The organism is Flagellimonas sp. (assembly GCF_965215805.1).
GTDB lineage: Bacteria > Bacteroidota > Bacteroidia > Flavobacteriales > Flavobacteriaceae > Flagellimonas.
The window spans coordinates 428,351-452,257 of record NZ_OZ244124.1; the positions used below are offsets into that span (position 1 = coordinate 428,351).

The 23,907-nt window shown below is 42.6% G+C and carries 16 protein-coding genes; 13 read left to right on the forward strand and 3 right to left on the reverse strand.

The annotated features are described in order from the left end of the window. Nucleotides 1-79 precede the first annotated feature (79 nt). The 9 genes from ACOOE0_RS01915 to ACOOE0_RS01955 all read left to right on the forward strand — a co-directional run bounded on the left by ACOOE0_RS01915 (nt 80) and on the right by ACOOE0_RS01955 (nt 12,718). Nucleotides 80-637 (forward strand): thioredoxin family protein, encoded by a 558-nt coding sequence (locus ACOOE0_RS01915; RefSeq protein WP_420400787.1) that lies wholly within the window; start codon nt 80-82, stop codon nt 635-637. Between the two features lie 49 nt (nt 638-686). Further along, nucleotides 687-2,375 (forward strand): lysine--tRNA ligase, encoded by a 1,689-nt coding sequence (gene lysS / locus ACOOE0_RS01920; protein ID WP_420400788.1) that lies wholly within the window; start codon nt 687-689, stop codon nt 2,373-2,375. 42 nt (nt 2,376-2,417) lie between these two features. Beyond that, nucleotides 2,418-3,056 carry a hypothetical protein gene (locus tag ACOOE0_RS01925; protein WP_420400789.1) on the forward strand — a complete coding sequence of 213 codons (639 nt, stop codon included), beginning with the start codon at nt 2,418-2,420 and terminating at the stop codon, nt 3,054-3,056. Nucleotides 3,057-3,224: 168 nt separating this feature from the next. Further along, the gene (locus tag ACOOE0_RS01930; protein WP_420400790.1) at nt 3,225-5,960 is read left to right on the forward strand and encodes a PSD1 and planctomycete cytochrome C domain-containing protein; all 2,736 of its coding nucleotides are present in this window, start codon (nt 3,225-3,227) and stop codon (nt 5,958-5,960) included. A gap of 1 nt (nt 5,961) precedes the next feature. After that, nucleotides 5,962-7,470 carry a DUF1501 domain-containing protein gene (locus ACOOE0_RS01935; RefSeq protein WP_420400791.1) on the forward strand — a complete coding sequence of 503 codons (1,509 nt, stop codon included), beginning with the start codon at nt 5,962-5,964 and terminating at the stop codon, nt 7,468-7,470. A gap of 33 nt (nt 7,471-7,503) precedes the next feature. Beyond that, a complete protein-coding gene (locus ACOOE0_RS01940) occupies nt 7,504-8,379 on the forward strand; it encodes a sugar phosphate isomerase/epimerase family protein (RefSeq protein WP_420400792.1) in 876 nt (291 codons plus the stop codon). 12 nt (nt 8,380-8,391) lie between these two features. Continuing rightward, nucleotides 8,392-9,786 carry a c-type cytochrome domain-containing protein gene (locus ACOOE0_RS01945; RefSeq protein ID WP_420400793.1) on the forward strand — a complete coding sequence of 465 codons (1,395 nt, stop codon included), beginning with the start codon at nt 8,392-8,394 and terminating at the stop codon, nt 9,784-9,786. A 182-nt stretch (nt 9,787-9,968) separates the two neighbouring features. Continuing rightward, the gene (locus ACOOE0_RS01950; protein WP_420400794.1) at nt 9,969-11,819 is read left to right on the forward strand and encodes a 3-oxoacyl-[acyl-carrier-protein] synthase III C-terminal domain-containing protein; all 1,851 of its coding nucleotides are present in this window, start codon (nt 9,969-9,971) and stop codon (nt 11,817-11,819) included. Between the two features lie 8 nt (nt 11,820-11,827). Continuing rightward, the gene (locus tag ACOOE0_RS01955) at nt 11,828-12,718 is read left to right on the forward strand and encodes a DUF6999 family protein (protein ID WP_420400795.1); all 891 of its coding nucleotides are present in this window, start codon (nt 11,828-11,830) and stop codon (nt 12,716-12,718) included. Between the two features lie 11 nt (nt 12,719-12,729). On the opposite strand, the gene ACOOE0_RS01960 is transcribed toward ACOOE0_RS01955, so the two are convergent. Next, nucleotides 12,730-13,275 (reverse strand): RNA polymerase sigma factor, encoded by a 546-nt coding sequence (locus ACOOE0_RS01960; RefSeq protein ID WP_420400796.1) that lies wholly within the window; start codon nt 13,273-13,275, stop codon nt 12,730-12,732. A 90-nt stretch (nt 13,276-13,365) separates the two neighbouring features. Here ACOOE0_RS01960 and ACOOE0_RS01965 point away from each other — a divergent pair, with 90 nt between their 5' ends. The 3 genes from ACOOE0_RS01965 (at nt 13,366) to ACOOE0_RS01975 (ending at nt 19,391) form a co-directional block, all read left to right on the forward strand. Beyond that, nucleotides 13,366-14,523, forward strand: coding sequence for a FecR family protein (locus ACOOE0_RS01965; RefSeq protein ID WP_420400797.1), 1,158 nt, complete (start codon nt 13,366-13,368; stop codon nt 14,521-14,523). A 76-nt stretch (nt 14,524-14,599) separates the two neighbouring features. After that, complete coding sequence (locus tag ACOOE0_RS01970) at nt 14,600-17,842, forward strand: TonB-dependent receptor domain-containing protein (protein WP_420400798.1); 3,243 nt, start codon at nt 14,600-14,602, stop codon at nt 17,840-17,842. Nucleotides 17,843-17,960: 118 nt separating this feature from the next. Beyond that, entirely contained in the window at nt 17,961-19,391 is a 1,431-nt protein-coding gene (locus tag ACOOE0_RS01975; protein WP_420400799.1) for an SLC13 family permease, read from the forward strand. 260 nt (nt 19,392-19,651) lie between these two features. Here ACOOE0_RS01975 and ACOOE0_RS01980 read toward each other — a convergent pair whose 3' ends face one another. After that, entirely contained in the window at nt 19,652-19,954 is a 303-nt protein-coding gene (locus tag ACOOE0_RS01980) for a hypothetical protein (RefSeq protein ID WP_420400800.1), read from the reverse strand. A gap of 355 nt (nt 19,955-20,309) precedes the next feature. Next, nucleotides 20,310-21,041 (reverse strand): hypothetical protein, encoded by a 732-nt coding sequence (locus ACOOE0_RS01985; RefSeq protein ID WP_420400801.1) that lies wholly within the window; start codon nt 21,039-21,041, stop codon nt 20,310-20,312. 267 nt (nt 21,042-21,308) lie between these two features. Between ACOOE0_RS01985 and ACOOE0_RS01990 the strand changes: the two genes are divergently transcribed. Then, a complete protein-coding gene (locus ACOOE0_RS01990; protein WP_420400802.1) occupies nt 21,309-23,807 on the forward strand; it encodes a zinc-dependent metalloprotease in 2,499 nt (832 codons plus the stop codon). Nucleotides 23,808-23,907 lie beyond the last annotated feature (100 nt).

Consider the following 23,907-nt stretch of genomic DNA (forward strand, 5'->3'; position numbering starts at 1 on the left):
AGACCCCAATTCCAACCCTTTCCCATAAAACCCAAGCAGTATTTAGGCCATTTTCGGAGCAACTTTAAATCCGAAAATCATGAAATGTACATTCTTAGCACTTCTATTGTTTTGTGCTGGAGTATTGAGCTCCCAAACCTTTAACGAAGAAGTCCAATTGGAAAATGGGAAGTCCTTTTTATTGGGCAAAATAACTATGGAAGGGCTACGAACCCAACCCTATAAGGACTGGTTCCAATCCGGGCATGAATCTTATGTTGTGGACAGTGCCCTAGTGGAGCTTTTTAAAACCTCTCTGCAGGATTGTCACCTTAAACTGTTTTTGGGCACCTGGTGCGGAGACAGCAAAAGGGAAGTGCCCCGTTTTCTGAAAATCCTTGAAACAGCAGGCTTTCCTATGGAAAATATCGATATTGTGGCCCTGGACCGTAGAAAGGGGAAGGTAAAAACCAGCCCAACAGGAGAAGAAAGAGGTTTGAACATCATCAGGGTACCAACCATGCTCTTCTATAAAAATGGAAAAGAGGTCAACCGAATCGTGGAAAGTCCTATTGAATCTTTGGAAGAAGACATGGCCCAAATTCTAAGTGGCCAACCGTATACTCCCAATTATGCCACAATAAGCGGGTCGAAGTAAGGAATTAAAGCGCAAAAGTGTAATTTTGCGCTTTAATTTTTTATAGACTATGCAACTATCGGAACAGGAAATCGTTCGAAGGGAAAAATTATCAAAGCTAAGGGAGTTGGGAATCAACCCTTACCCTGCTGCACTTTATCCAGTTGATGCTACTTCCAAAAGCATCAAAAACGATTTTGAGGAAGGAAAAAAGGTGGTGGTTTCCGGTAGACTGATGTCAATTAAAATACAGGGGAAAGCCTCTTTTGCCGAGTTACAAGATAGCGAGGGTCGTATCCAGGTTTATTTCAATAGAGATGAAATTTGTCCTGGTGAGGATAAGAGCAAATACAATGACGTATTCAAAAAACTAATTGATTTTGGTGATTTCATAGGGGTTGAGGGTGAATTGTTCACGACAAAGGTTGGCGAGAAAACCGTGATGGTAAAGGATTTCACTTTGCTCAGCAAAGCCCTTCGACCACTACCATTACCCAAGGAAAAGGATGGGGTGACTTATGATGCCTTTACTGACCCTGAGCAGCGCTATCGCCAACGATATGTGGATTTGGTGGTCAATCCATCGGTAAAGGAAACTTTTATTAAACGAACCAAGATCACCAATAGCATCCGTGAATTCTACAATGACAGGGGATATTTGGAAGTGGAAACTCCCATTTTGCAGCCGATTCCTGGAGGTGCCGCGGCGCGTCCGTTTTTGACTCATCACAATGCTTTGAACATTCCCTTGTACCTAAGGATTGCCAATGAGCTTTATCTAAAAAGGCTTATCGTAGGCGGTTTTGATGGGGTATATGAATTCTCCAAGGATTTTAGAAACGAGGGGATGGATCGAACCCATAATCCAGAGTTTACTGTAATGGAGCTCTATGTCGCCTATAAGGACTACAATTGGATGATGGAAACCACCGAACAGTTGTTGGAGAAAATCGCCCTGGATGCCAATGGAAGCACCAAGGTTACCGTAGGAGATAATGAAATTGAGTTCAAGGCTCCCTATGCCCGTGTACCTATTTTGGAAGCAATTAAAATACACACAGGTCATGATGTAGCAGGAATGGACGAGACCCAACTTAGGGAAGTAGCCCAAAAACTCGATATTGAAGTGGATGAAACCATGGGCGTTGGCAAACTCATTGATGAAATTTTTGGGGAGAAGTGCGAACACCACTATGTGCAGCCAACTTTTATTACCGATTATCCCAAAGAAATGAGTCCGTTGACAAAAGAACATCGTGACAATCCTGCCCTTACAGAACGTTTTGAGCTGATGGTGAATGGGAAAGAATTGGCCAATGCCTATTCCGAGCTGAACGACCCCATTGATCAACGGGAGCGTTTTGAAGAGCAACTCAAACTTTCTGAAAAAGGAGATGATGAGGCCATGTTCATTGATCAGGATTTTTTACGTGCCCTGGAATACGGTATGCCCCCAACTTCAGGGATTGGAATCGGCATTGATCGTTTGGTCATGCTGATGACCAATAATTCGTCCATTCAAGAGGTGTTGTTCTTCCCGCAAATGCGTCCGGAGAAGAAGCAGGTAGAACTTACCGAAGAGGAAAAAATCATAGTGGATATCCTGAAGCCCATAGGAGAATTGCCTTTGGCCGATCTCAAGGAAAAAGCCGCACTCAGCGGTAAAAAATGGGATAAAAGCACCAAAAATTTGGCAAAACTTGGGTTATTTGAGGTACAAAAAACCGATGATGGACTATTTGCCAGATTAAAAGCCTAATTCCACCTCAACTTCATTGTTAAACAATCAACCCAAAACCTTATGAGACTAGTCTTGCTTGCCCTATTTATGTCCTTTTCTGCAAATGCGCAATTAGGGGCCGTAAAAGCCGTTGTCACCAAATCTGATGGAGAACAACTGGAAGGCTTCGTTAAAAATGTAATCGCGTCCAAACCCGTTAGTGTCGTTTCGTTTTCCACCGCTGCCCGCGGGAAATTCCAGAACATCCCTGCGTGGGAGGTGGAGAAAATCGTCCTCAAAGGGAAAAAGGAACTTCTTATTCAGGAGGTAGAGATAGATAACGGAAATAACAATCTGTTGATGCTGGAGCGGGTTGATCGTCACCGTGAATTTACCTTAGAGAAAAAAAGATTGTATTTAGAGCTATTGGTGGATGGGGAAGTACCCTTGTACAGAACAAGATTGGACAATATTGAAAAGTTCTTTATTCGGGATCAGCGTGGAAAGATTGTTCAATTGTTGTTCAAAAAGTTTTTATGGAAGCGCCATCCTGATTATCTGGGGCCAGATCGGGTAGAGCAAAACAATTATTATCACGGGCAGCTTTCTGAAGAAGCCCGTTGCTTGAACAAAAAGGGGAAATTTGACCCACCCGAGTATGCCAAATTGAAATTGGTGGCCTATTTCAAAAGGTTCAATTCGGGCAACTGCGGAAAATAATCCTCATTGGCAATAAAATATCCGTCAAGCTGGGCATAATTTGATGAATTTCATCTCGATATCTATGTTCAGCATCGTTCAAAAGTCGTTCGGCGAAGATTAGCTAGACCACTTTCCAAATTTCCTATATTTATGATTCACAGCGTTTAACGTATTCCGAACATAAAAATGGGCAAGAAAGTAACATCCGGCATAGTGGTAGCATTGGGGTTGTTTTCATTGGTTTTAATTTGGAATTTGGTCAAACCTTCAGAAGAAGTCAATTTCAGTGCCCAAATAAAGCCCATCCTCAATAAACACTGCATTACCTGTCATGGCGGTGTCAAAAAAAATGCTGGGTTCAGTCTCTTGTTTGAAGAAGAAGCCTTTGCAAACACGGAGTCGGGTAAACCCGCTATTATTCCAGGAAATGCTGCTGGAAGTGAGTTCATAAAGCGTTTGAAAGAAGAAGACCCCGAACTTCGAATGCCCTACGAAAAACCCCAACTCTCCGACGAAGAAATCGATTTATTGACCCGATGGGTGAACCAAGGTGCCAAGTGGGGGGAACATTGGGCCTATACCCTTCCTGAAAAAGTTGAAGTTCCAAAAATTACCGAGGAAGCTGGATTTTCCAGTGAAAATAAATCCTTCACCAAAAATGGTATAGATCAGTTCATTCTCCGGCGATTAAACAAAGAAGAAATTGACCCAAGTCCTCCAGCAGCTAAGCACATACTCGCGCGAAGAGTGGCCTTGGACATTACGGGATTGCCGCCCAACCCTTCCCAATTGCAAAAATTTGATTCGGGGAGTTGGTCTTATGAAGCAATGGTGGACAGTCTTTTGGCACAATCTTCCTATGGTGAAAAATGGGCCAGTTGGTGGCTGGACATGGCCCGTTATGCGGATACAAAGGGGTATGAAAAAGATCTGGGAAGAAGCATGTGGCAATACAGGGATTGGGTTATCAAGGCATTGAACAACGATATGCCCTATGATCAGTTTACCATAGAGCAATTGGCAGGGGATCTGTTGCCCAACCCATCCATGGATCAACTGATTGCCACGGCCTTCCATCGAAACACCATGAACAATGACGAAGGGGGAACGGATGATGAGGAATTTCGGGTTGCTGCAGTCATAGACAGGGTAAATACCACATTTGATGTCTGGCAGAGCACCACCATGGGTTGTGTGCAATGCCACGGGCACCCCTATGACCCCTTTAAGCAAAAGGATTATTATCATCTCATGGCATTTTTCAACAATACCAGGGATGAGGACACTCCAGACGAAGCCCCAGTTTTACGTTTTTATTCCCCTGAGCAACAGGAGTCGGTGGATCAATTGAACGCTTGGGTTTCCAAGTACGGTGATCAAAATACGGCCAAGGTTTACAAGAACTTCTTAAGGTACGGAGAGCCAGTCTATAAATCCCATGCATTGCAAGATTTTGTGAATGGTTCCTATGACGACCATGCGTCCGCTGTACTCTGGGACAAGGGCGCTTGCAGATTGGAGAATGTGTGGACCCACGGTGCAACATCTTTGTACCTTAATCATTATTCCAATTACAACGGTACCATTGTCACCATTCGAAAAGATAACGAAGAAGGCGAAATCCTGTCGCAATACGTCCTTAATAAGACCAAGAAACCCATAACCCAGCGAATCCCTATCCAAAGTGTGGACGAGCCGATCAACATTCACATCAAAGTAAATAATCCCCAAGTTCCCAAAACTACCAACGCCTTGCATATCTATTGGCTTGGATTTTTGCCAGATCTTCCTGGAGGAGATCAACCCGGCTTTTCCCAAATTCAAAATGCTTTTGACCGAGCAATCAACTTCGAAGCCCAAACCCTGCCCATTACAGCAGAAAGTCCAGACTATATGGCCCGGACCACCCAAGTTTTTGAACGCGGGAATTGGCTGCTTCAGACAGACACGGTGAAACCCGCAACACCTTTAACGTTGAATTCGTGGAATGAAAACTGGCCCAAGGATCGATTGGGCTTATCCAAATGGTTGGTCGACAAAAAGAATCCGTTGACTGCTAGAACCTTGGTAAACCGGGTTTGGCACCAAATCTTTGGGCGAGGCCTTGTTTCCACCATCGAGGACATAGGATCACAATCCGATTTCCCATCTCACCCAGAGCTGTTGGACTGGTTGGCTTTGCGGTTTATGAACGAACACCAATGGAGTATAAAGTCCCTTGTCAAGGACATTGTTTTATCCGGAACCTATCGGCAAAAATCAGAATTGACACCAGCGACCTATCAGCGAGATCCAGAAAATGAACTCTACGCCAGAGGCCCCAGGCAGCGCCTTAGTGCCGAGCAAATTAGAGATCAGGCATTGGCCGTTTCCGGTTTATTGAGTCGTAAAATGTATGGCCCAGGGGTGATGCCTCCGCAACCCGAAGGTGTTTGGCAAACGGTGTATAGCGGGGAGAAGTGGGTGGAAAGTACGAAAGACGATCTTTATAGGAGAGCCGTATACACCTATTTGAAGAGAACCAGTCCCTATCCTTCGTTTATCACTTTTGATGCAGGCAGTAGGGAAGTTTGCACCATCCGAAGAACAGTCACTAATACTCCCTTGCAGGCATTAGTGACGCTCAACGACCCTGTTTATTTGGAAGCTTCATACCATCTGGCAAAGGCCATGCAAACTTTTGATGAGGTTGGGGAACAGCTTTCTCTTGGATATGAGAAGGCAACATTATCGAAAATAAGCACAGAAAAATTGGAAGCACTGATGGAGCTCTATAACACATCAATGTTAGAATTTGAAAACGATAGGGAGGGTTTACTTCAATTTTTACATTTTGATGAGAGCCCAACGGCTGAACTGGCTGCTTTAACAGTGGTTGCCAATGCAATTATGAACCTCGATGAATTTTTAACCAAGGCCTGACATGGATCCAATAGAGCGACTTATTCGAGAGAAATTAATGCGGGATGCCCAAGCCAAAACCCGAAGGCATTTTATTAAGGAATGCGCAACCGGACTTGGAGGGTTGGCGCTAGGTTCCATCTTTTTAGGTTGTGATCCTTTACAGCCAAAGACGGAAAAGCAAAAGGTCACTTTTTCGGAACGGGATTTAAATCCGCTGGCTACCCTACCCCCTCCATATACTCCCAAAGTGAAGTCCGTTATTTATCTTCACATGGCAGGTTCCCCCTCCCAATTGGAAATGTTCGATTACAAACCTGTGCTCCATACCTTGAACAATCAAGAATGTCCAGAATCGCTGTTGCAAGGGAAAAAATTTGCGTTCATCAAAGGAACTCCAAGATTGCTGGGGCCACAGGCCGAATTTTCACAAGAAGGTGAATCAGGAAATTGGTTGTCCAATTATTTACCTCATTTTAAAAAGGTAATTGACGAAGTGGCTTTTCTAAAAGCGGTACATACGGATCAATTTAACCATGGGCCTGCACAATTGTTTATGCATACCGGAAGCCCCCGGTTGGGAAGACCTAGTATTGGAGCCTGGGCCACTTATGGTTTAGGGTCTGAAAATCAAAATTTACCGGGCTTTGTGGTCTTGACCTCAGGCGGAAATACTCCAGATGCTGGCAAGAGTGTATGGGGAAGTGGATTTTTGCCTTCGGTATATCAAGGCGTGCAGTGCCGATCTGAAGGAGACCCCGTTCTCTATATTGAAGATCCCAAAGGACTTTCCCGAGATTTGAAAAAAAGCACCATAGATGCCATCAACAAAATCAACAAGGAAGAGTACACCAAATATGCAGACCCGGAAATTCTGGCACGCATCAATCAATATGAAATGGCCTATCGTATGCAAATTGCAGTTCCTGAGGTTATGAATATTGAAAACGAGCCAGAGAATATCAAGGAAATGTACGGAGTGGAACCTGGCAAGGAATCTTTTGCCAACAATTGCCTTTTAGCTAGAAAACTGGTGGAGGACGGTGTTCGTTTTGTGCAATTGTTTGATTGGGGCTGGGACAGCCATGGTACCGACCACAGCACTGCTGTGGACCTTGGCTTGCGAAATAAATGCCGTGAAATAGACCGCCCCATTACAGCTTTGCTATTGGATCTAAAGCAACGGGGACTGCTTGATGAAACTTTGGTTGTCTGGGGTGGCGAGTTTGGGCGTACACCTATGCAGGAAAATAGGGGCAACAAAGAAATGGGTTTTAAGGGCAGGGACCATCATGGGGATGCCTTTACCATGTGGATGGCAGGTGGAGGCATAAAAAAAGGAGCATGTTTCGGTAAAACCGACGATATTGGATTTTTAGGAATTGAAGGGCAGGTGTCCGTTCATGATGTCCATGCCACTATTTTACATTTATTGGGTTTTGATCATGAAGAGTTCACCTTCGAATTCCAAGGCAGGAATTTTAGATTGACCGATGTGGAAGGAGTTGTCATCAAAGACGTTTTAGCTTAAACCAACCAAATCATAAGGGAACTTCAAAGATTTATGAAAAACATTCTTATTGCACTATTCATCCTTCTTTTGGGACATTCGCATGCCCAGGAGCAAAAATTGTTGTTTTTTCAGACCAATTGGGGAAACACGCTATCATGGGATGCTTTTTGCGATAGAGCCAAAAAATCTGGTTTTGACGGCATTGATGTCTGGTTGCCTTCAAATCCAGAAAGTCAAAATGCGCTAAAAACGGCACTAAAAAAGCACAATTTGCTACTTAATTTGATGCATGGTACCAACAAAAGTGTCCCCTTCAAACAAAGTTTGACCCAATTTGAAGAAAAGCTCAAGGTGCTGGTCCAATGGAAACCTGTTTTGATCAATTGCCATACGGGAAACGATTTTTTTACCACAGAGCAGAACAAGGCTTTTATAGAAGTAGCGAACAAAATTTCAGAAGAAAGTGGCATTCCCATTTATCATGAGACCCATCGCGGACGATTCAGCTACAACCTTCCAGACACCAAAAAATATGTCCGGCTCATCCCAGATTTGAAATTGACTTTGGACATAAGCCATTGGATGGTGGTTCATGAATCCCTTTTAGAGGGACAAAGCAAGGAATTGGAGGAAATCGTTGACCGATCATACCACATCCATGCAAGGGTGGGACATGCAGAAGGTCCACAGGTAAACGACCCGGAGGCACCGGAGTGGCAAAAAGCTTTGGACAGACATCTGGATATTTGGGAACAAATCATACGGAAATGTTGGTCAGAAGGACAGGATGTGGTAACCATTACCTCAGAATTTGGCCCTCCTACCTACTTACCCGCACTTCCGTATACCCAAATTCCTGTAGCAGATCAATGGAAAGCCAATGTGTTCATCATGAATACCCTGAAAAAAAGGATGAAAATTGAATAAGCCCCTTCCTGCATGGATATACTAAAGCAATTTTTAGGTCGATTACACCCACTATTGGTCCATTTGCCCATTGGCTTTATCATTTTAGGGCTTTTGCTGCAATGGTATGATCGCAAGAAACAAGCCCACAAATCGATGCTTGCCCTAATCTTTTTCTGGGCAGGTATTTGTGCGCTACTGACTTGTGTAACTGGATATCTGCAATACAGGAGCGAGGGATATGCCTTTGATACGGTAAAATGGCATTTATGGCTGGGTATCGTTACAACATTGTTTTGCTTTTTGATGTATTTCAGAATTGTCGAAAAACAGGTTTTGCAGCTACTGAAACAATTTCCAATGGCGCTTTTTTCAGTCTTGATGCTGCTGTTGATTTCATTTACAGGACACTTGGGTGGTGACATTACCCATGGCAAAGGCTACCTGATTGAACCATTTCCAAACAGTGTAAAGTCTTTTTTTGGTTATGAAATCTTCGAAGAAAAACCTATTGCCCTCACCGAGGAAAGCTGGGAAACTTCACTTTTTTATGAAGAAGTGGTTCACCCCATCATTAACAACAAATGTGTGAGTTGTCACAGTCCAAAGAAATCAAAAGGTGGGCTTAAACTCCATACCTTGGAAGACTTGCTAAGGGGTGGGGAAAATGGGGAAATCATCGTACCCAATACCCCAGGGGAAAGTCCTTTATACAGTCGACTTGTATTGCCCATGGATGATGAAGACCATATGCCCCCAAAAGAAAAAACCCAGTTGAGCAAGGAAGAAATAGCCATTGTAAAGACCTGGATATCCCATGGCAACCCCTCCGAAACAACCATCGGACAATTGGGATTATCAAAAGATCTGTTTCTTTCTTTTTTCCCGCAAATAAAAGACAACTTTTATCCGGACACTACTGTTGTGGCCGCCCATACGGATTCAGTCGCCACCATCAAAGCATTCGGAATTCATGTGCAGCAAATCAGCAATACCTCCAACTTTTTAAGTGTTTCCTGTATCAATAAACCTTCTTTTGGTAATTACGATTTTGAGATATTACATCCCATAAAACAACAAATAGTAGTTTTGGACCTTGGCGGAACCCAAATAACCGATGATATTTTTGAAAAGCTCACCTCCCTACCCAATTTGACTACCCTAAAATTGGATAACACATCCATATCTGGCAATGGTATAGCGCGTTTGTCCCAACTGGAACATTTGAAGACCATGAATCTAACCCATTCAAATTTTGAAAGTTCCTTTATCCCCTCCCTAAATGATTTTAAAAAATTGGAAAAGGTCTTTTTATATCAAACCAAAGCAAGTCAAGCTAGCGAAAAGAACCCAAATCAAAATTCAACAATTCTAGACTTTGGTGATTACTCCTTGCCCAAAATTGCTCAGGATTCCATCATATATTAATGCTACCCAACCAAGTATTTGGCAAACATAGTTTTTGTTTCGTATTACTCTAGAGGCAAAATAATCCTAATGGAGCGTATTCCGTACCATTGGCAAACATTACGAATACTTTAATACATTTTTGGGGATTTTATATATGTCAATAACCCTATCTTGTCAAAACGCAATAATTTAAAAGGCGTATGAACGAGGTTTATATCAATTCATTGGGTTGTTTTTTGCCCAACAAGGCCATTTCCAATAATGAGATGGAAGATTATCTAGGGCGAATCAACGGAAAATCCAGCAGGGTCAAATCCAAGATTTTGGAACAAAACGGTATTGAAAATAGATACTATGCCCTTAACAAAAAGCAAGAAAGCACCCATTCCAATGCAGAATTAGCGGCGGAGGCATCCAAAAATGCCCTGAAAAAAAGCGGTATCATGCCAAAAGATTTGGAAATGATTGCCGTGGGTACCACGCAAGGAGACCTTCCGGTTCCGGGGTTTGCGAGTTTGGTCCATGCGGAGCTGGGAATCCCTGAATGCGAGTTGGCCAATTTCCAAAGTGTATGTGCCAGCGGTATGATGGCCGTTAAAAGCGCCTTTACCCAAATAAAAGCCAAGGAGAAAAACAATGCGCTTTGTATTGGTAGCGAATTTGCCAGTAGACTGTTCAAAGCATCCCGTTTTGAAGGGCAGGGCAATACCTCCTTACCTTTTGACACGGAATTTCTCCGGTGGATGCTATCTGACGGAGCTGGTGCCATGGTCTTGGCCAACAAGCCCAATCCCAAGGGTCTTTCCTTAAAAATTGAATGGATCGATATTAAATCGCATGCCCATGAACATCCTTTGTGCATGTACGTAGGCGATGGAGCTAAAAACAATGGATCTATAAAAGGTTGGCTGGATTATCCCGATTACGAAACCGCTTCGGCCCAAGGTGCCATCAATCTAAAACAAAACACCCGTCTACTGGATAAGGTAATTGCAGTGGGGGTATCCCATTATTTTAGCTTGATCGATGAAGGAAAAATGAGCACTAAAGATATAGATTGGTTGTGTTGCCATTACTCTTCCCAGTATTTTAAGAAACCCATCAAGGAGCTTTTGGAAAAGGGCGGGGCACATATTCCTGAGGAAAAATGGTTTAGTAATCTTACCACAAAAGGGAACACGGGTGCAGCATCCATCTTTATTATGCTCGAGGAATTGATGTATTCTGGAAAGTTGAAAGAGAACGATACCATCCTTTGCATGGTTCCGGAAAGTGGGCAGTTTATCACTTCTTTTATGAAACTCAAGGTGGTAGGTTCCGATCAGGAAAAGCCCCATAAATATCCCATAAGAAAAGTGGAAGCCCCGGAACTGGTTGTGGATAGCAACCCTACCTCGGAATGGCTTGTCCGACAATTGACCCAAATTTGGATAGATTTTGAAAACAAGCTTCTAGAGATTCCCATTGTACAGCAGATTCACCAAGGCACCCTTAGTTTGGAAAACTATAAACTCCTATTGATGGATTTGAGGCAGCAAGTGATTGATGGTTCACAATGGATCTCGCGGGCAGCTTCCAACATCGATATTGAACTTTTTGAACTGCGTTCCGCTTTTATTCGGCATACCGCAACGGAGCACAAAGACTATCAGCTACTTGAAAAGAACTTTGTTTCCCTGGGCGAACCTTTGGAAAGTATTCAAAATGGTGAAAAAAATGTTGGCAGTATGGCCTTGTCCTCCTATATGTTTCAAATGGCCAGCAAACCCAATCCCATCAACCTGTTGGGAGCCATGTTCATTATTGAGGGTATAGGCAAACGATTGGCCGGATATTGGGGTAATCTGATCCAGGATCAGCTGCAGTTGGAAGATGACCAAGTCTCATTTTTAACATATCATGGGGTAGCGGACGAGAATCATTTTCATAGATTGGAGGAAGCTTTGAACCACCCGTTGATGAACATGGAGCTAGTGGGGCAAATAGCAAAAACGGCCAAAACAACAGCCTTGCTGTATCATTTGCAGCTTAAGGAGCTAGGAAATTATTAGGCGACATTATGGACAAGGAATTTGACATCAAAAACCATGACACCCGAGACCCCAATCCTTGGTTGGCCATGTACCTGGACAGTAGTATCCCCATAAACAATCAGACCAAACAAGCACTGATGCGGGACAACAATAGCCGGTCCACAAGATATCTATTGCCGTTTATCAAGCTATGGTCCAAAATTTCGATGTTTTTTATCCATATCCTTAAGTTTTTTGTGCCCAAGCTTTTCAATTCTTCCAAGGCGCTGCACCGTATTTTGGCCTGGGGCTTAAAGAATTTTGTAAGCCCGGATGCCAATTTGCTGATCTTTCGTCATTTTCATGCGGGGAGCGAAATTCTGGAGTTTATCGCCAAAAATGTTCCAGAAACCCAAGTAAAGACCAGTCCGCTAAAACCCTATGATTTTAAAGACGTAAGAGACGATCTATTTCTCAACCATGATTTAAACCTGTACAACTTTGTCATCAAACTGAATAGTGAACTCAGGGAGAAAGAGCAAACCATAGAAAAGCAGTCAACCCTAAACTTGGACATGGTTTCTGAAGATCAATTTGACCATATCCAATTTCCAAACAGATGGACCAACATTCTTGATTTGAGGTCGGCCATAGAATTGTTTACTCCATTTTACCAATTATTTCTAACCGCCAACGATTTTGTAAGAGCTTCCAATTCCTTGCAACTGGATGAAACCATCGCCATTTATACCACACAAATTTTAGGTACCCCTGGTCATTTGGGGTTGGTAAACAACAAGCACCCCATGGTTCCCACCTCCACATACACAGCCGCTTATAGATTGGTTTTGCATGGTTTGGCCACAGAAACCTTGCATGAGATTTTGGTCAATATAAAGTTGGGAAGATCAAAGGATGGGGTGGTTACCCCTGCATAAAAGAAGTTGTCTTAGAGCATAAGCATGGAGGCATTCTCCCTAATGATTCGCAGGGCTTTGGACATTTGGTTTTCCACTGTTTTGACTGAAATTCCCATATCCTCTGCAATTTCTCGGTATTTACGACGCTCCAATTTGTTCATGATAAAAATTTCCTTGCATTTTGGGGGCAATTTATCAATGAGCTCTTCCAATTTTTCCATAACAGGACGCATGGGCATTTCCTCTTCCTTTTGCTCGGTATAGCCATTGTAAATAACCTCCCATCGTACCCTATCCAATAGGTCAGGACGGGTTTTTTCCTTGCGTACGTGCATTAGGAACTGGTTGTGGCACGAACGGAACAAATAGCCTTTTAATGAACCCTTGATGACAATTTGATCCCGCTTTTCCCAAAACTTCAAAATCACCTCTTGAACCAAGTCCTTGGAAAGGATTCTATTGCCGCTCAGTTGAAAGATATAGTTGCACAACCAATCGTAATATTCCTTGAACAAATACTCATAGGCAGACACATCGCCTTGCTTCAATTTTGCTATGAGTAGTTTTTCATTCATTTTAAAAAATATGGGCTAAAGTAAAAAATTTATAAAAAACGTAGGGGTTTTTTGCTAAATCGGCATCTTTAGGTTGAAAGATTATCAAAAATGCAAGAATTAATTGAGAAGTTTCTGAACCGTACCATTTCCAAAAGTGAGCGAAAGCAACTCAAAAAATGGGTTTTGGCAAACAATGACAACCTACAGGTCTTTAAAAGTGAAATCAAAAAAAGGTCAGAAAATAATCTGTACCACCATTTTGATGAAAGCGAAGCCTTCCAATTGTTTCTAGCTTCCATTGATGAAAGAAAATCGAAAAAAATAGCCGTCAATAGGATGTTGAAATATGCTGCTATTGTCATTGGGGTTTTAACCGTTGGTATATTGCTCACCCAGTTTGTAGGTGAACCAACAGAAGCTACCATTGTCCAGACAGAGCAACAAGATTCGGATGCACAAGAGCAAATAACCATCACTTTGGCAGATGGAAGTCAACAAGTCATTACCCAAGACGGTAGCGCCCAACTGTTGGATAAAAATGGTAGGACCATCGCCCAAAAACAGGATAAAGGATTGGATTTCAGCAACACCTCTGAAAGCGGTAGCTCCAATTTGGTATTCAATGAAATATACGTCCCTTACGGCCAAACCTTTAAGCTCACTTTATCTGATGGCACCAAAGTATGGCTCAATGCAGGGACCAGTCTTAGGTTTCCACAATTCTTGAACACTTCTACCCAAAACAGGGTGGTTTACCTCAACGGGGAAGCCTATTTTGATGTGGCCAAGGATAAGGAACGTCCCTTTATTGTCAACGCTGAGAATTTGGACATTGAAGTATTGGGAACCCAATTCAATGTTTCCGCTTATAAATCGGATGGAGAAATAGCTACAACCTTGGTTGAAGGTTCCGTAAGTGTTTATGAAAATTCCAATCCTGATACCAAGGTTTTGCTATCGCCTAGTTACCAAGCTTCATTCGTAAAGGAAAATGGTTCCATCACCAAAAACAAGGTAGATACTAGAATTTACACCGGGTGGATGGAAAACCTATTGATCATAGACAACCTCAGTTTTGCCCAAATACTGGACAAACTGGAACGCTCCCATAATGTTTCCATCATTAACAATGCTACGCATTTGGAGGGCGAGATATTCAATGGAGAATTTGAGAATGAGTCCATCAACAGCATTCTGGGCACCATTGCATCAAGTACTCCATTTACCTATACAATTGAAAATAATGTAATCACTATATCCAAATAAAAAAGGAAGGTGTTGCAGCACCTTCCCAAAAATTCGATCGCTAACTCAGATTATTAACAATCAAACATTCAAAATTATGAAAAAAAGCATGGTTTTCAAGTCACCCAATTTCTTGGTGACCAGCAACAAAATGACACTAAAGATGAAGTTAAGTGTTTTACTCAGTTTCTTCGTGATTTGTCAGCTCGCTGCGAATGATATGTATTCGCAGAAGAAAATGCGTTTTCAATTTGAAAACACGCCTTTGAAGGAAATTCTCAAGGAAATAAAAGAACAATCAGGTTACAAGTTCTTTTATAATGTGAATGACATCAACGACAACAAAAAAACCTCCCTTAGAGCAGAGGATGAAAACGTATTTCCCGTACTCAACCGATTGACCTCCAAAGAGGGACTCTCCTACACTATCAATGGAAGTCAAATCGTTCTCAAAAAAATGGAAATTGGTGCTACAGGCATGCCCCTGGAACAGCATGAACTTACAGGTTCCGTAACCGATTCCCAGGGCAGCCCATTAGCAGGTGCAAACATTTTGGTGAAGGGCACTACAAATGGCACCCAGGCCGATTTTGATGGGAATTTTACCTTGGAATTGGCCGATGCCAATGCAACCCTTGTCATCTCCTATCTCGGTTTTAAAACAACAGAAGTTGCCGTTAACGGGCAATCCAATGTTGCAATAGTGCTCGAGGAAGACGCTGCACGTTTGGAAGATGTGGTAGTGGTAGGTTCCAGAAATCCGAATAGGACAGCAACCGAGACCACAGTACCTGTTGATGTTATTGATGTAAGCACAATTGCCAATCAAGGGCCACAGGTAAGCGTTAACCAGATTTTGAATTATGTCGCCCCGTCCTTTACTTCCCAATCCCAAACCGTTTCAGATGGCACCGATCATATTGATCCAGCATCTTTAAGGGGATTAGGACCTGATCAGGTATTGGTGTTGATCAATGGAAAAAGAAGACATACCACAGCCCTGATCAATGTAAATGGTACGGTTGGAGCAGGTAGTGTAGGAACAGATATGAATGCTATTCCCGCTGCCGCCATTCAGCGCATTGAAGTACTTAGGGATGGAGCCGCTGCCCAATACGGCTCCGATGCCATTGCCGGGGTCATTAATATTGTATTGAAAAAAGCGACAGGAAAATTGGACCTTTCGCTGACCACTGGAGCCAATTTCAGTGAAAACAGCAACCAATTTGAAGGCGGTAGTGATGGGGAAAAGTTCCAATTGGATGCCAACTATGGCCTACCCATAGGTGACAGAGGCTATATCAATTTTACAGGATCACTTTCCACTCGGGAACCAGCCTTGAGAAATAAGGATTACGCTGGGGACATTTTTAGTGGATTCCACGGAGCTGAACGTGTTTTTGCTGCTGGTGGTGGTACCGTAGCCGATATGACCTTGCAGGATTACGCCAATGCGGCCCAAGGAATTGGTTATTTGGATCAGGGCATCAAAGATCAAATTGCAGGACTTAATCTTAATGATGAAACGGATATTGCCACTTTTAGGGATTTGCTCGGTTTTGATGCGGACGAGGATGAACTGGCCGCCCGTGGACTTACACGAAAGGATTTTAGATTTAAAGTGGGTACCTCAAGACTCAGGGAAGGCAAGTTTTTTGCCAATCTCTCCATCCCAGTGTCCGACAACACCGAGATTTACGGTTTTGGAGGCATTAGCTACCGACAGGGTTTGGCCTCTGGTTTTTACAGAAGACCAGCACAAGGCGATGGTCGTGCCAATACCCCCGCATTCCCCAATGGATTTCTGCCAAACATTGGAACGGACATTTTGGACCAGTCCTTAGCTATCGGAATTAAAGGGAAAATCAACGAATGGGATGTGGACTTTTCCAATACTTATGGAAAAAACACCTTTGACATTACCGTAGGTAACTCCAGTAATGGAACCTTGGGTGTTGCAACTCCGAGAACCTTTGATGCCGGTGGTCTTGGCTTTAGCCAAAACACCACCAATTTGGATTTCAACCGTTTTTACGATGATATTTTTGAGGGATTCAACGCAGCCTTTGGAGCTGAATACAAAGTGGAGAAGTATGAGATTATTGCGGGTGAGGAATCCTCCTATACCAGCTATGACATCAATGGAAATCCAGTAAACAGTGTTACTCCAGATGACATGCTGGTTCGCAACAACTTTACGGGCGCACCCCTGGGTGGTGGAGCACAGGTATTTAGAGGATATGATCCTGGAAATGCCACGGAAAAATTCAGGAATAACATTTCCCTATACGCCGATTTTGAAGCCGACTTTACCGAAAACTGGTTGTTAAGCTTGGCGGGTAGATATGAGAACTATTCAGATTTTGGAAGTACTTTCAATTATAAGTTGGCCACGAGAATTAAGCTATCGGACAACTTTTCTATAAGAGGTGCATCCAGTTCTGGGTTTAGGGCACCTTCCCTGCACCAGCAGTTCTTTAGCCGAACCAGTACGGTTTTTGTGGATAATGTTCCGTTTGAACAGGGCACTTTTACCAATGACAGTAGGGCCGCTTCCCTTATTGGAATTGACAAGTTGAAGGAAGAAACTTCCAACAGTTTTAGTGCTGGACTTACCGGAAAATTTGGGGATTTTACCATCACCATTGACGGTTACCTAATCAATATTGACGACCGAATTGTGTATTCGGGAAGTTTTGGAAACGGTGGAGATCCCGAGCTGACCAATATTTTTGAAGCTGCAGGTGCTACCAGTGCCCGTTTCTTTGTCAATGCCATTGACACGAAATCTTCTGGGGTTGATATTGTACTGTCGCACAAAACCAATTGGGGAGATGCCATTGTTAAAAACGATTTTGCGGCCACCTTCAATAAAACAGAGGTAGAAGACATTTTTGTGCCAGAGCTTATCGCAAATGCTGGATTGAGTGGGTCGTTCTTTGATGGCCAGGAAGAAGCCTTTTTGACCTTGGCGCAGCCTAGGACCAAGCTGAACCTTACCAATTTGGTGACCTGGAACTCTTGGGATTTCATGCTACGAAACGTCTTTTTTGGAGAAGTGACCGATCCCGACGATTTTAATGGAGATGCCCGTGTGGACGGCACACCTGTGAGCGATGATGCCGTTTATGGCGGTAAATTGGTAACAGACCTTACCGTGACCAAAACCTTTACTGATAATTTATCCCTTACCGTGGGAGCCAATAATCTTTTGGATGTATATCCTGATGAAAACAGGGAAGGTGGCACCTCTGGAGATCAATTTGTGTACTCCAGAAGAACCTCCCAATTTGGCTACAGCGGAAGATACCTTTTTGCAAGATTGCGTTTTAGTTTGTAGTTCGCTCATTTATGCTTTGAATTAAGCGAGTTTAGTTTGTGATTAAACCTTCCTTAACGGGAAGGTTTTTTCATATGCCCTCCACCGATTATCTTTAGGCCATTGAATTTTTGACCATATGGATAAATCCAAAATCGTTGGGTTGTTGCTTGGCCCAATAGCTTACCTGCTTTTAACTTTCCTACCTATTGAAATTATATCTGAACAGGGAGATCCCGTAATTGCGGTCGCTCTTTGGATGTTGATTTGGTGGATCACAGAAGCGGTTTCCATTTCGGTTACCGCCCTTTTGCCCCTACTTTTATTTCCTCTGGCAAAGGTTTTGCCCATTGCAGAAGTGGGTGCCAATTACGGTAGTCCCATTATTTTCCTGTTTTTTGGTGGATTTGTCATGGCTTTGGCGTTGGAGAAGGTCAATCTTCACAAACGCATTGCGCTGAACATCATTCGTTTGACAGGGACCACACCCAATAGGGTTGTTTTGGGCTTTATGATTGCCACAGGAGCTTTAAGCATGTGGATCAGCAATACGGCCAGTACCGTGGTGATGCTTCCCATAGCATTGTCGGTGATCAATTTATTGATCAATGATGAGGATGGATTTACCAAAAACGATAGGAATTTTGCCTTGAGTGTTATGCTGGGCATTGCTTTTTCAGCCAATGCGGGAGGGATTGCTACCGTTATAGGGACACCGCCCAATTCCGTATTGATCGGGCTTTTGGAAAACGAATACAACACCGAAATCTCATTTTTAAGATGGATGACCATAGGTCTGCCATTTTCCATAATTATGATCGGGATTTGTTATGTGGTCTTGGTTAAATGGATGTATCCCAACAGAGATCTTCAATTCAATGCTTCCAAAGAAGTCATTCAGACTGAATTGGAAAAGCTAGGGCCCACTTCAGGGAAAGAAAAGCTGGTATTGACCATCTTTGGCATTACTGTCTTTCTTTGGATATTCAGGGCCTTGATCAATAGTATTTTCCCGAAACTGGGACTCTCTGATACCATGATCAGTATTTTTGCCGCGATTGCTCTTTTTGCGGTTCCTTATAATCTGAAAAAAGGGGATTTTATCATTCAATGGAAAGACACTTCCAAACTGGCCTGGGGCATCCTGATTCTTTTTGGAGGAGGACTGGCCTTGGCGAAAGGGATGTCTTCCAGCGGTATCGTGGATTTGGTGGCTGGAGCAATTGCCAACAGCGAAATAAGCATTCTGCTTACAGCCTCCTTATTGATTGCTCTCATGCTTTTTATGACTGAATTGATGAGCAATGTGGCCCTGGTAGCCGTGTTAATCCCTGTTGTTGCAGGAATAGCCATAGGTCTCGACATTCCAATACTTTATTTATTGATTCCAGTGACCATTGCCAGTAGCTGTGCCTTTATGCTGCCCATGGCCACGCCTCCGAATGCCATAGTCTTTGCCAGTGGGTATGTAAAAGTTCCACAAATGGCCCGCGTTGGGGTAATCCTGAATTTGATTGCCGTGGGCTTGTTGATTTTGGTGTTCCAGTTTGTTATTCCCGTGTTGTTTTAAAGCGGTAGATGTAATAATTCAAGATTTCGGCCTTAATAATAGCTGCTGTCACTTCGAGATGTCATCCTGAGCGCAGTCGAAGGAGCATCGAGAGGTCTTAAAAACCCTTCTTTTGAGTAGGTCTCGACTGCGCTCGACCTGACATATGGAACAAGTGATGGACAGTCCACATATCACTGTAAATTACAAAAGCCCCTCCAAGTGGAGAGGCTTTTGACAAACTAAACTAACTAACTCAAAAAAATAGTATGAAACTAACTTTACTGTATATACGGATCAAATCCGACAGGTAGATACTCGGAAGTATCAAATCCTAATTCTATTTCATCACAATCATCAATATAATTGATGGCCTTTAGGGAAAAATCACCGCTATAGGGGTCAAAATTCTCTGGAAGATATTTGGCGGTATCGAAGCCCAATCCCAATTCAATTTCTTCCTCAATAAATTCTACAGTATTCACATCAAAGTGCTCTACTGGAGCTACGCTCTTATTATCGTTCGCAGCAGCATATATGGTAGCTATGGCGAACAGTGTTACTAAAATATTTCTGATTTTCATAACCGTTGTTTTTTAATTATACGACAAAGATAAAACCACAAAATGTGAAGATTATTACAATTAGTTTTTTGTTAACGAAAGGGTTAAATGAGGGTAATAATGGAGTTGCTAAAAACTCATTTTAACAGTTACGAACCCTGTAATTTCAAGAGATAAATTTTGTCAGATTGATAGTGTTAAATGTTTTTTTTTGCCATTTACACTTGGTCGATTTTTGTGTTATTTTTTTGTTAACTGCAAAGGGGCGCAACAAATTTTGAAGAGAATAAGATGGTAAAATCAAAAAGCCCTCGGAACCGAGGGCTTCTCTTAACTAACTAACTCAAAAATTTGTAAAATGAAAATTACATCCTACCTAATCAACCCTAGAATAGGGGTCAAAGTTTTCTGGGAGATACGCTGCAGTATCAAAACCCAATTCTATATTTTCGTCTTCCATATAGTTAATGGAAGTCACTTCCAAAACATCAGAGTAAGGATCAAATCCTTCAGGAAGGGAATGTTCAAAACCATTGCCCAATTCCAACTCAACTTCAGTTTCTATATACGGAATCGCATTTAAATCAATATACGCTTCATAAGGCGTGAAACCTTCTGGAAGATAATCACGAGTATCAAAACCAAGATCTAAATCCTCTTCCTCCATATAATTGATGGAATGTACATCCACGATTTCCGAATAGGGATCAAATCCCTCCGGTAAGTGCAAGCTGGAGTCAAAATCCAATTGCAATTCGGTTTCTTCTTCGATGTATATAATGGAATTCAAATCAAAATAGGTTTCGTAGGGATTAAAATCCGAAGGAAGATAATCCGAGGTGTCAAAGCCAAGATCAACTTCCACATCTTCTTCCAAGAACTCTATTTCATTTAAATTAAGTTCAAAGGCACCTTCGCTCCACGTATTATAGATTTTTGAGGTTGCCTCAGTTAAATCGCCACCTATTTGAAGTAGCGTTACATTGTTCTCAAACGTACTAAGCTGTTCGGTTTTTGTTTCTACAACAGCATGGGTACTTTGCTGGTCGTTTGCTACGGCGGTACTACTTAAGAGGACGCAACCGTAAATCATTAATAACTTGTTCATTTTTGATTGAATTTTTTGATTGATGATATATGCTTATAAGACTACCCAAATTCTAAATTGTTACAGCTTTTGGGAAATTTTAAGGAAAAACTGATTCCCCTTCAGCCCAGCTATAGGTGGGGTTTCAAGCCAAACCATCAGTAAAATTCAGGACTCCCAAAGGTTGGCACATTGTTCCGAAAATTTGAGAGTTAGTAATTATTTAACAGTCTCTTTTGCTCTTTTTTAGGTTCTTTGGAGCCGTTGATTACACCAAACAGATTTCAAATGAACCGTAATTTACTTCTCAAAGTACTTTTAGTACTCTTATTCATGGGCTCTTTCCAAACCACCGAAGCCCAATTATTCAAAAAGAAAAAGAAGAATACCGAACAAAAAAGCAACGACAAACCCAAAAAAGGGGATATCAAGCCTTATGATAAAGTAATTACCAAGGAAGCTAAAACAGATGACGGTTTATTTAAAGTACATCAGGTAGACGACAAACATTTCTACGAAATTCCCGATTCTCTATTTAACAGAGAAATGTTGATGGTAAGCAGAATCTCCAAAACCGCCACTGGTATAGGTTTTGGCGGTGGAAAAATCAATACACAGGTATTGCGGTGGGAGAAAAAACCCAAAAAGGTACTGCTACGGGTAGTTTCATATGGGAATGTGGCAGCAGATTCATTGCCGATCCATGAAGCCGTGGTCAATTCCAATTTTGAACCGGTACTTTTTGCGTTCAACATCAAGGCATTCAATAAAAAAGATTCCTTAAACCCAGCAACCGTCATTGAGGTAGATCCTTTGTTTACCAAAGACGTCAATCCCCTTGGCTTGCCCGAAGGCCGTCGCAAACAATTTAAAGTTAGCCGATTGGATGGAGATCGGAGTTATATTGAGACCATCAAAAGTTATCCGCTTAATGTGGAAGCCCGCCACGTGAAGACCTATTTTGCCAAGGAAGCCCCAAGCAATCAAAGTCTGGGATCCATTTCCATAGAAATCAACAATTCCATGATCCTGTTGCCCAAGGAACCTATGAAACGTAGATACTTTGATGAGCGCGTGGGTTGGTTTGCCCGCGGACAGGTAGATTACGGCTTGGATGCCCAGGAAAGTAAAACAGTTCGCTATTTAGATCGCTGGCGTTTGGAGGTGAAACCCGAAGACATTGAAAAGTACAAAGCGGGAGAATTGGTTGAACCCAAGAAGCCCATTATATATTATGTGGATCGGGCTACCCCTAAAAAATGGATTCCCTACATCAAACAAGGTATTGAGGACTGGCAAGTTGCATTTGAAGCGGCCGGATTTAAAAATGCCATTTTGGCCAAAGACCCTCCTACCCCAGAAGAAGATCCAGAATGGTCTCCGGAAGATGTTAGGTATTCTGTGGTGCGCTATTTGGCCTCCCCTATTCCCAATGCCAATGGCCCGCACGTAAGTGATCCGCGTAGTGGGGAGATTTTGGAATCCGATATTAATTGGTACCATAATGTAATGACCCTCTTGCGGAACTGGTTCTTTGTGCAGACCGCAGCCATAAACCCTGAAGCCCAAAGCGTAGCTTTTAAGAATGAAATAATGGGAAGATTAATTCGGTTTGTGTCCGCCCACGAGGTTGGACATACACTTGGACTGCCACACAATATGGGAAGCAGTGCTGCCTATCCAGTGGATTCCCTTCGGTCTGTATCCTTTACCAAAAAACACGGTACCGCTCCTTCCATAATGGATTATGCCCGCTTTAATTATGTGGCACAACCCGGGGATGGCGATGTGGCATTGATGCCCAATATTGGGGTCTATGACAAATATGCCATTAAATGGGGCTATAAACCTATTCTCGACAAATCGGCCACAGAAGAGAAACCCGTTCTGAACAGCTGGATTCGTGAGCATGAAAATGATCCCATGTATCGCTTTGGACACCAGCAGGTTGGTGACATCCATGATCCAAGCTCCCAAACGGAAGATATTGGTGACGATGCCATTAAAGCCAGTCTTTATGGGATTGAAAATCTGAAACGAATTGTTCCAAATCTGGCCCAATGGACCACGGAAGAGGGTAAAAATTATGATGATTTGGGTACGCTGTACGGACAAGTGGTGGCCCAATACAGAAGATATATGGGTCATGTGGCCAATAATATTGGGGGTGTTTACGAACATTATAAAACCGCAGATCAAGATGGTGCGGTCTACACCCATGTGTCCAAGGAACATCAGAAAAACTGCATGGCATTCATCCAGGAGCAATTATTTAAAACCCCGGATTGGCTAATTGATCAGGAAATTTTTAATAAGATTCAATATTCCGGATCTGTGGAGAATATCCGTTCCACCCAAGTGCGCTATTTGAACACCATCCTGCATTTGGGAAAAATGGCACGTCTTATTGAAAATGAGACCATAAATGGTTCCAATGCCTACGGGTTGTTGGAAATGATGCAAGACCTGCGAAATGGAATTTGGTCAGAAACCCGAAGCGGAAGGGCCATTGATACCTATAGAAGAAATCTTCAGAAAGCCCATATAGATCGATTGGAGTATTTGATGACTGCTGGAAATCAAGGAAAGCTTCCTGATTTTGGGGGCTATCGTAAATCTACCATAATAAACACAAGTCAGTCTGACATTCGCTCCGTGGCAAGAGCAGAGCTTGGTAACCTAAAAAGGGATATCAGAAATGGGCTGGGTAGAATTTCCGATCGCATGAGCAGGTATCATCTTCAAGATGCTTTGGAGCGCATTGACGCGATTTTGGACCCAAAATAGCGATGCTTTTGTAAGAATATAACACAAGACTTGATGGATTTTCGGTAAACCATGCATTTTATCGATTATACCATACATTTTATCCGATTCACATCTAAAA

Bases quoted from the DNA above. Each gene is read 5' to 3' on its own strand.
- ACOOE0_RS01915 (WP_420400787.1), top strand. From the start codon at position 80: ATGAAATGTACATTCTTAGCACTTCTATTGTTTTGTGCTGGAGTATTG.
- lysS (WP_420400788.1), top strand. From the start codon at position 687: ATGCAACTATCGGAACAGGAAATCGTTCGAAGGGAAAAATTATCAAAG.
- ACOOE0_RS01925 (WP_420400789.1), top strand. From the start codon at position 2,418: ATGAGACTAGTCTTGCTTGCCCTATTTATGTCCTTTTCTGCAAATGCG.
- ACOOE0_RS01930 (WP_420400790.1), top strand. From the start codon at position 3,225: ATGGGCAAGAAAGTAACATCCGGCATAGTGGTAGCATTGGGGTTGTTT.
- ACOOE0_RS01935 (WP_420400791.1), top strand. From the start codon at position 5,962: ATGGATCCAATAGAGCGACTTATTCGAGAGAAATTAATGCGGGATGCC.
- ACOOE0_RS01940 (WP_420400792.1), top strand. From the start codon at position 7,504: ATGAAAAACATTCTTATTGCACTATTCATCCTTCTTTTGGGACATTCG.
- ACOOE0_RS01945 (WP_420400793.1), top strand. From the start codon at position 8,392: ATGGATATACTAAAGCAATTTTTAGGTCGATTACACCCACTATTGGTC.
- ACOOE0_RS01950 (WP_420400794.1), top strand. From the start codon at position 9,969: ATGAACGAGGTTTATATCAATTCATTGGGTTGTTTTTTGCCCAACAAG.
- ACOOE0_RS01955 (WP_420400795.1), top strand. From the start codon at position 11,828: ATGGACAAGGAATTTGACATCAAAAACCATGACACCCGAGACCCCAAT.
- ACOOE0_RS01960 (WP_420400796.1), bottom strand. From the start codon at position 13,275: ATGAATGAAAAACTACTCATAGCAAAATTGAAGCAAGGCGATGTGTCT.
- ACOOE0_RS01965 (WP_420400797.1), top strand. From the start codon at position 13,366: ATGCAAGAATTAATTGAGAAGTTTCTGAACCGTACCATTTCCAAAAGT.
- ACOOE0_RS01970 (WP_420400798.1), top strand. From the start codon at position 14,600: ATGAAAAAAAGCATGGTTTTCAAGTCACCCAATTTCTTGGTGACCAGC.
- ACOOE0_RS01975 (WP_420400799.1), top strand. From the start codon at position 17,961: ATGGATAAATCCAAAATCGTTGGGTTGTTGCTTGGCCCAATAGCTTAC.
- ACOOE0_RS01980 (WP_420400800.1), bottom strand. From the start codon at position 19,954: ATGAAAATCAGAAATATTTTAGTAACACTGTTCGCCATAGCTACCATA.
- ACOOE0_RS01985 (WP_420400801.1), bottom strand. From the start codon at position 21,041: ATGAACAAGTTATTAATGATTTACGGTTGCGTCCTCTTAAGTAGTACC.
- ACOOE0_RS01990 (WP_420400802.1), top strand. From the start codon at position 21,309: ATGAACCGTAATTTACTTCTCAAAGTACTTTTAGTACTCTTATTCATG.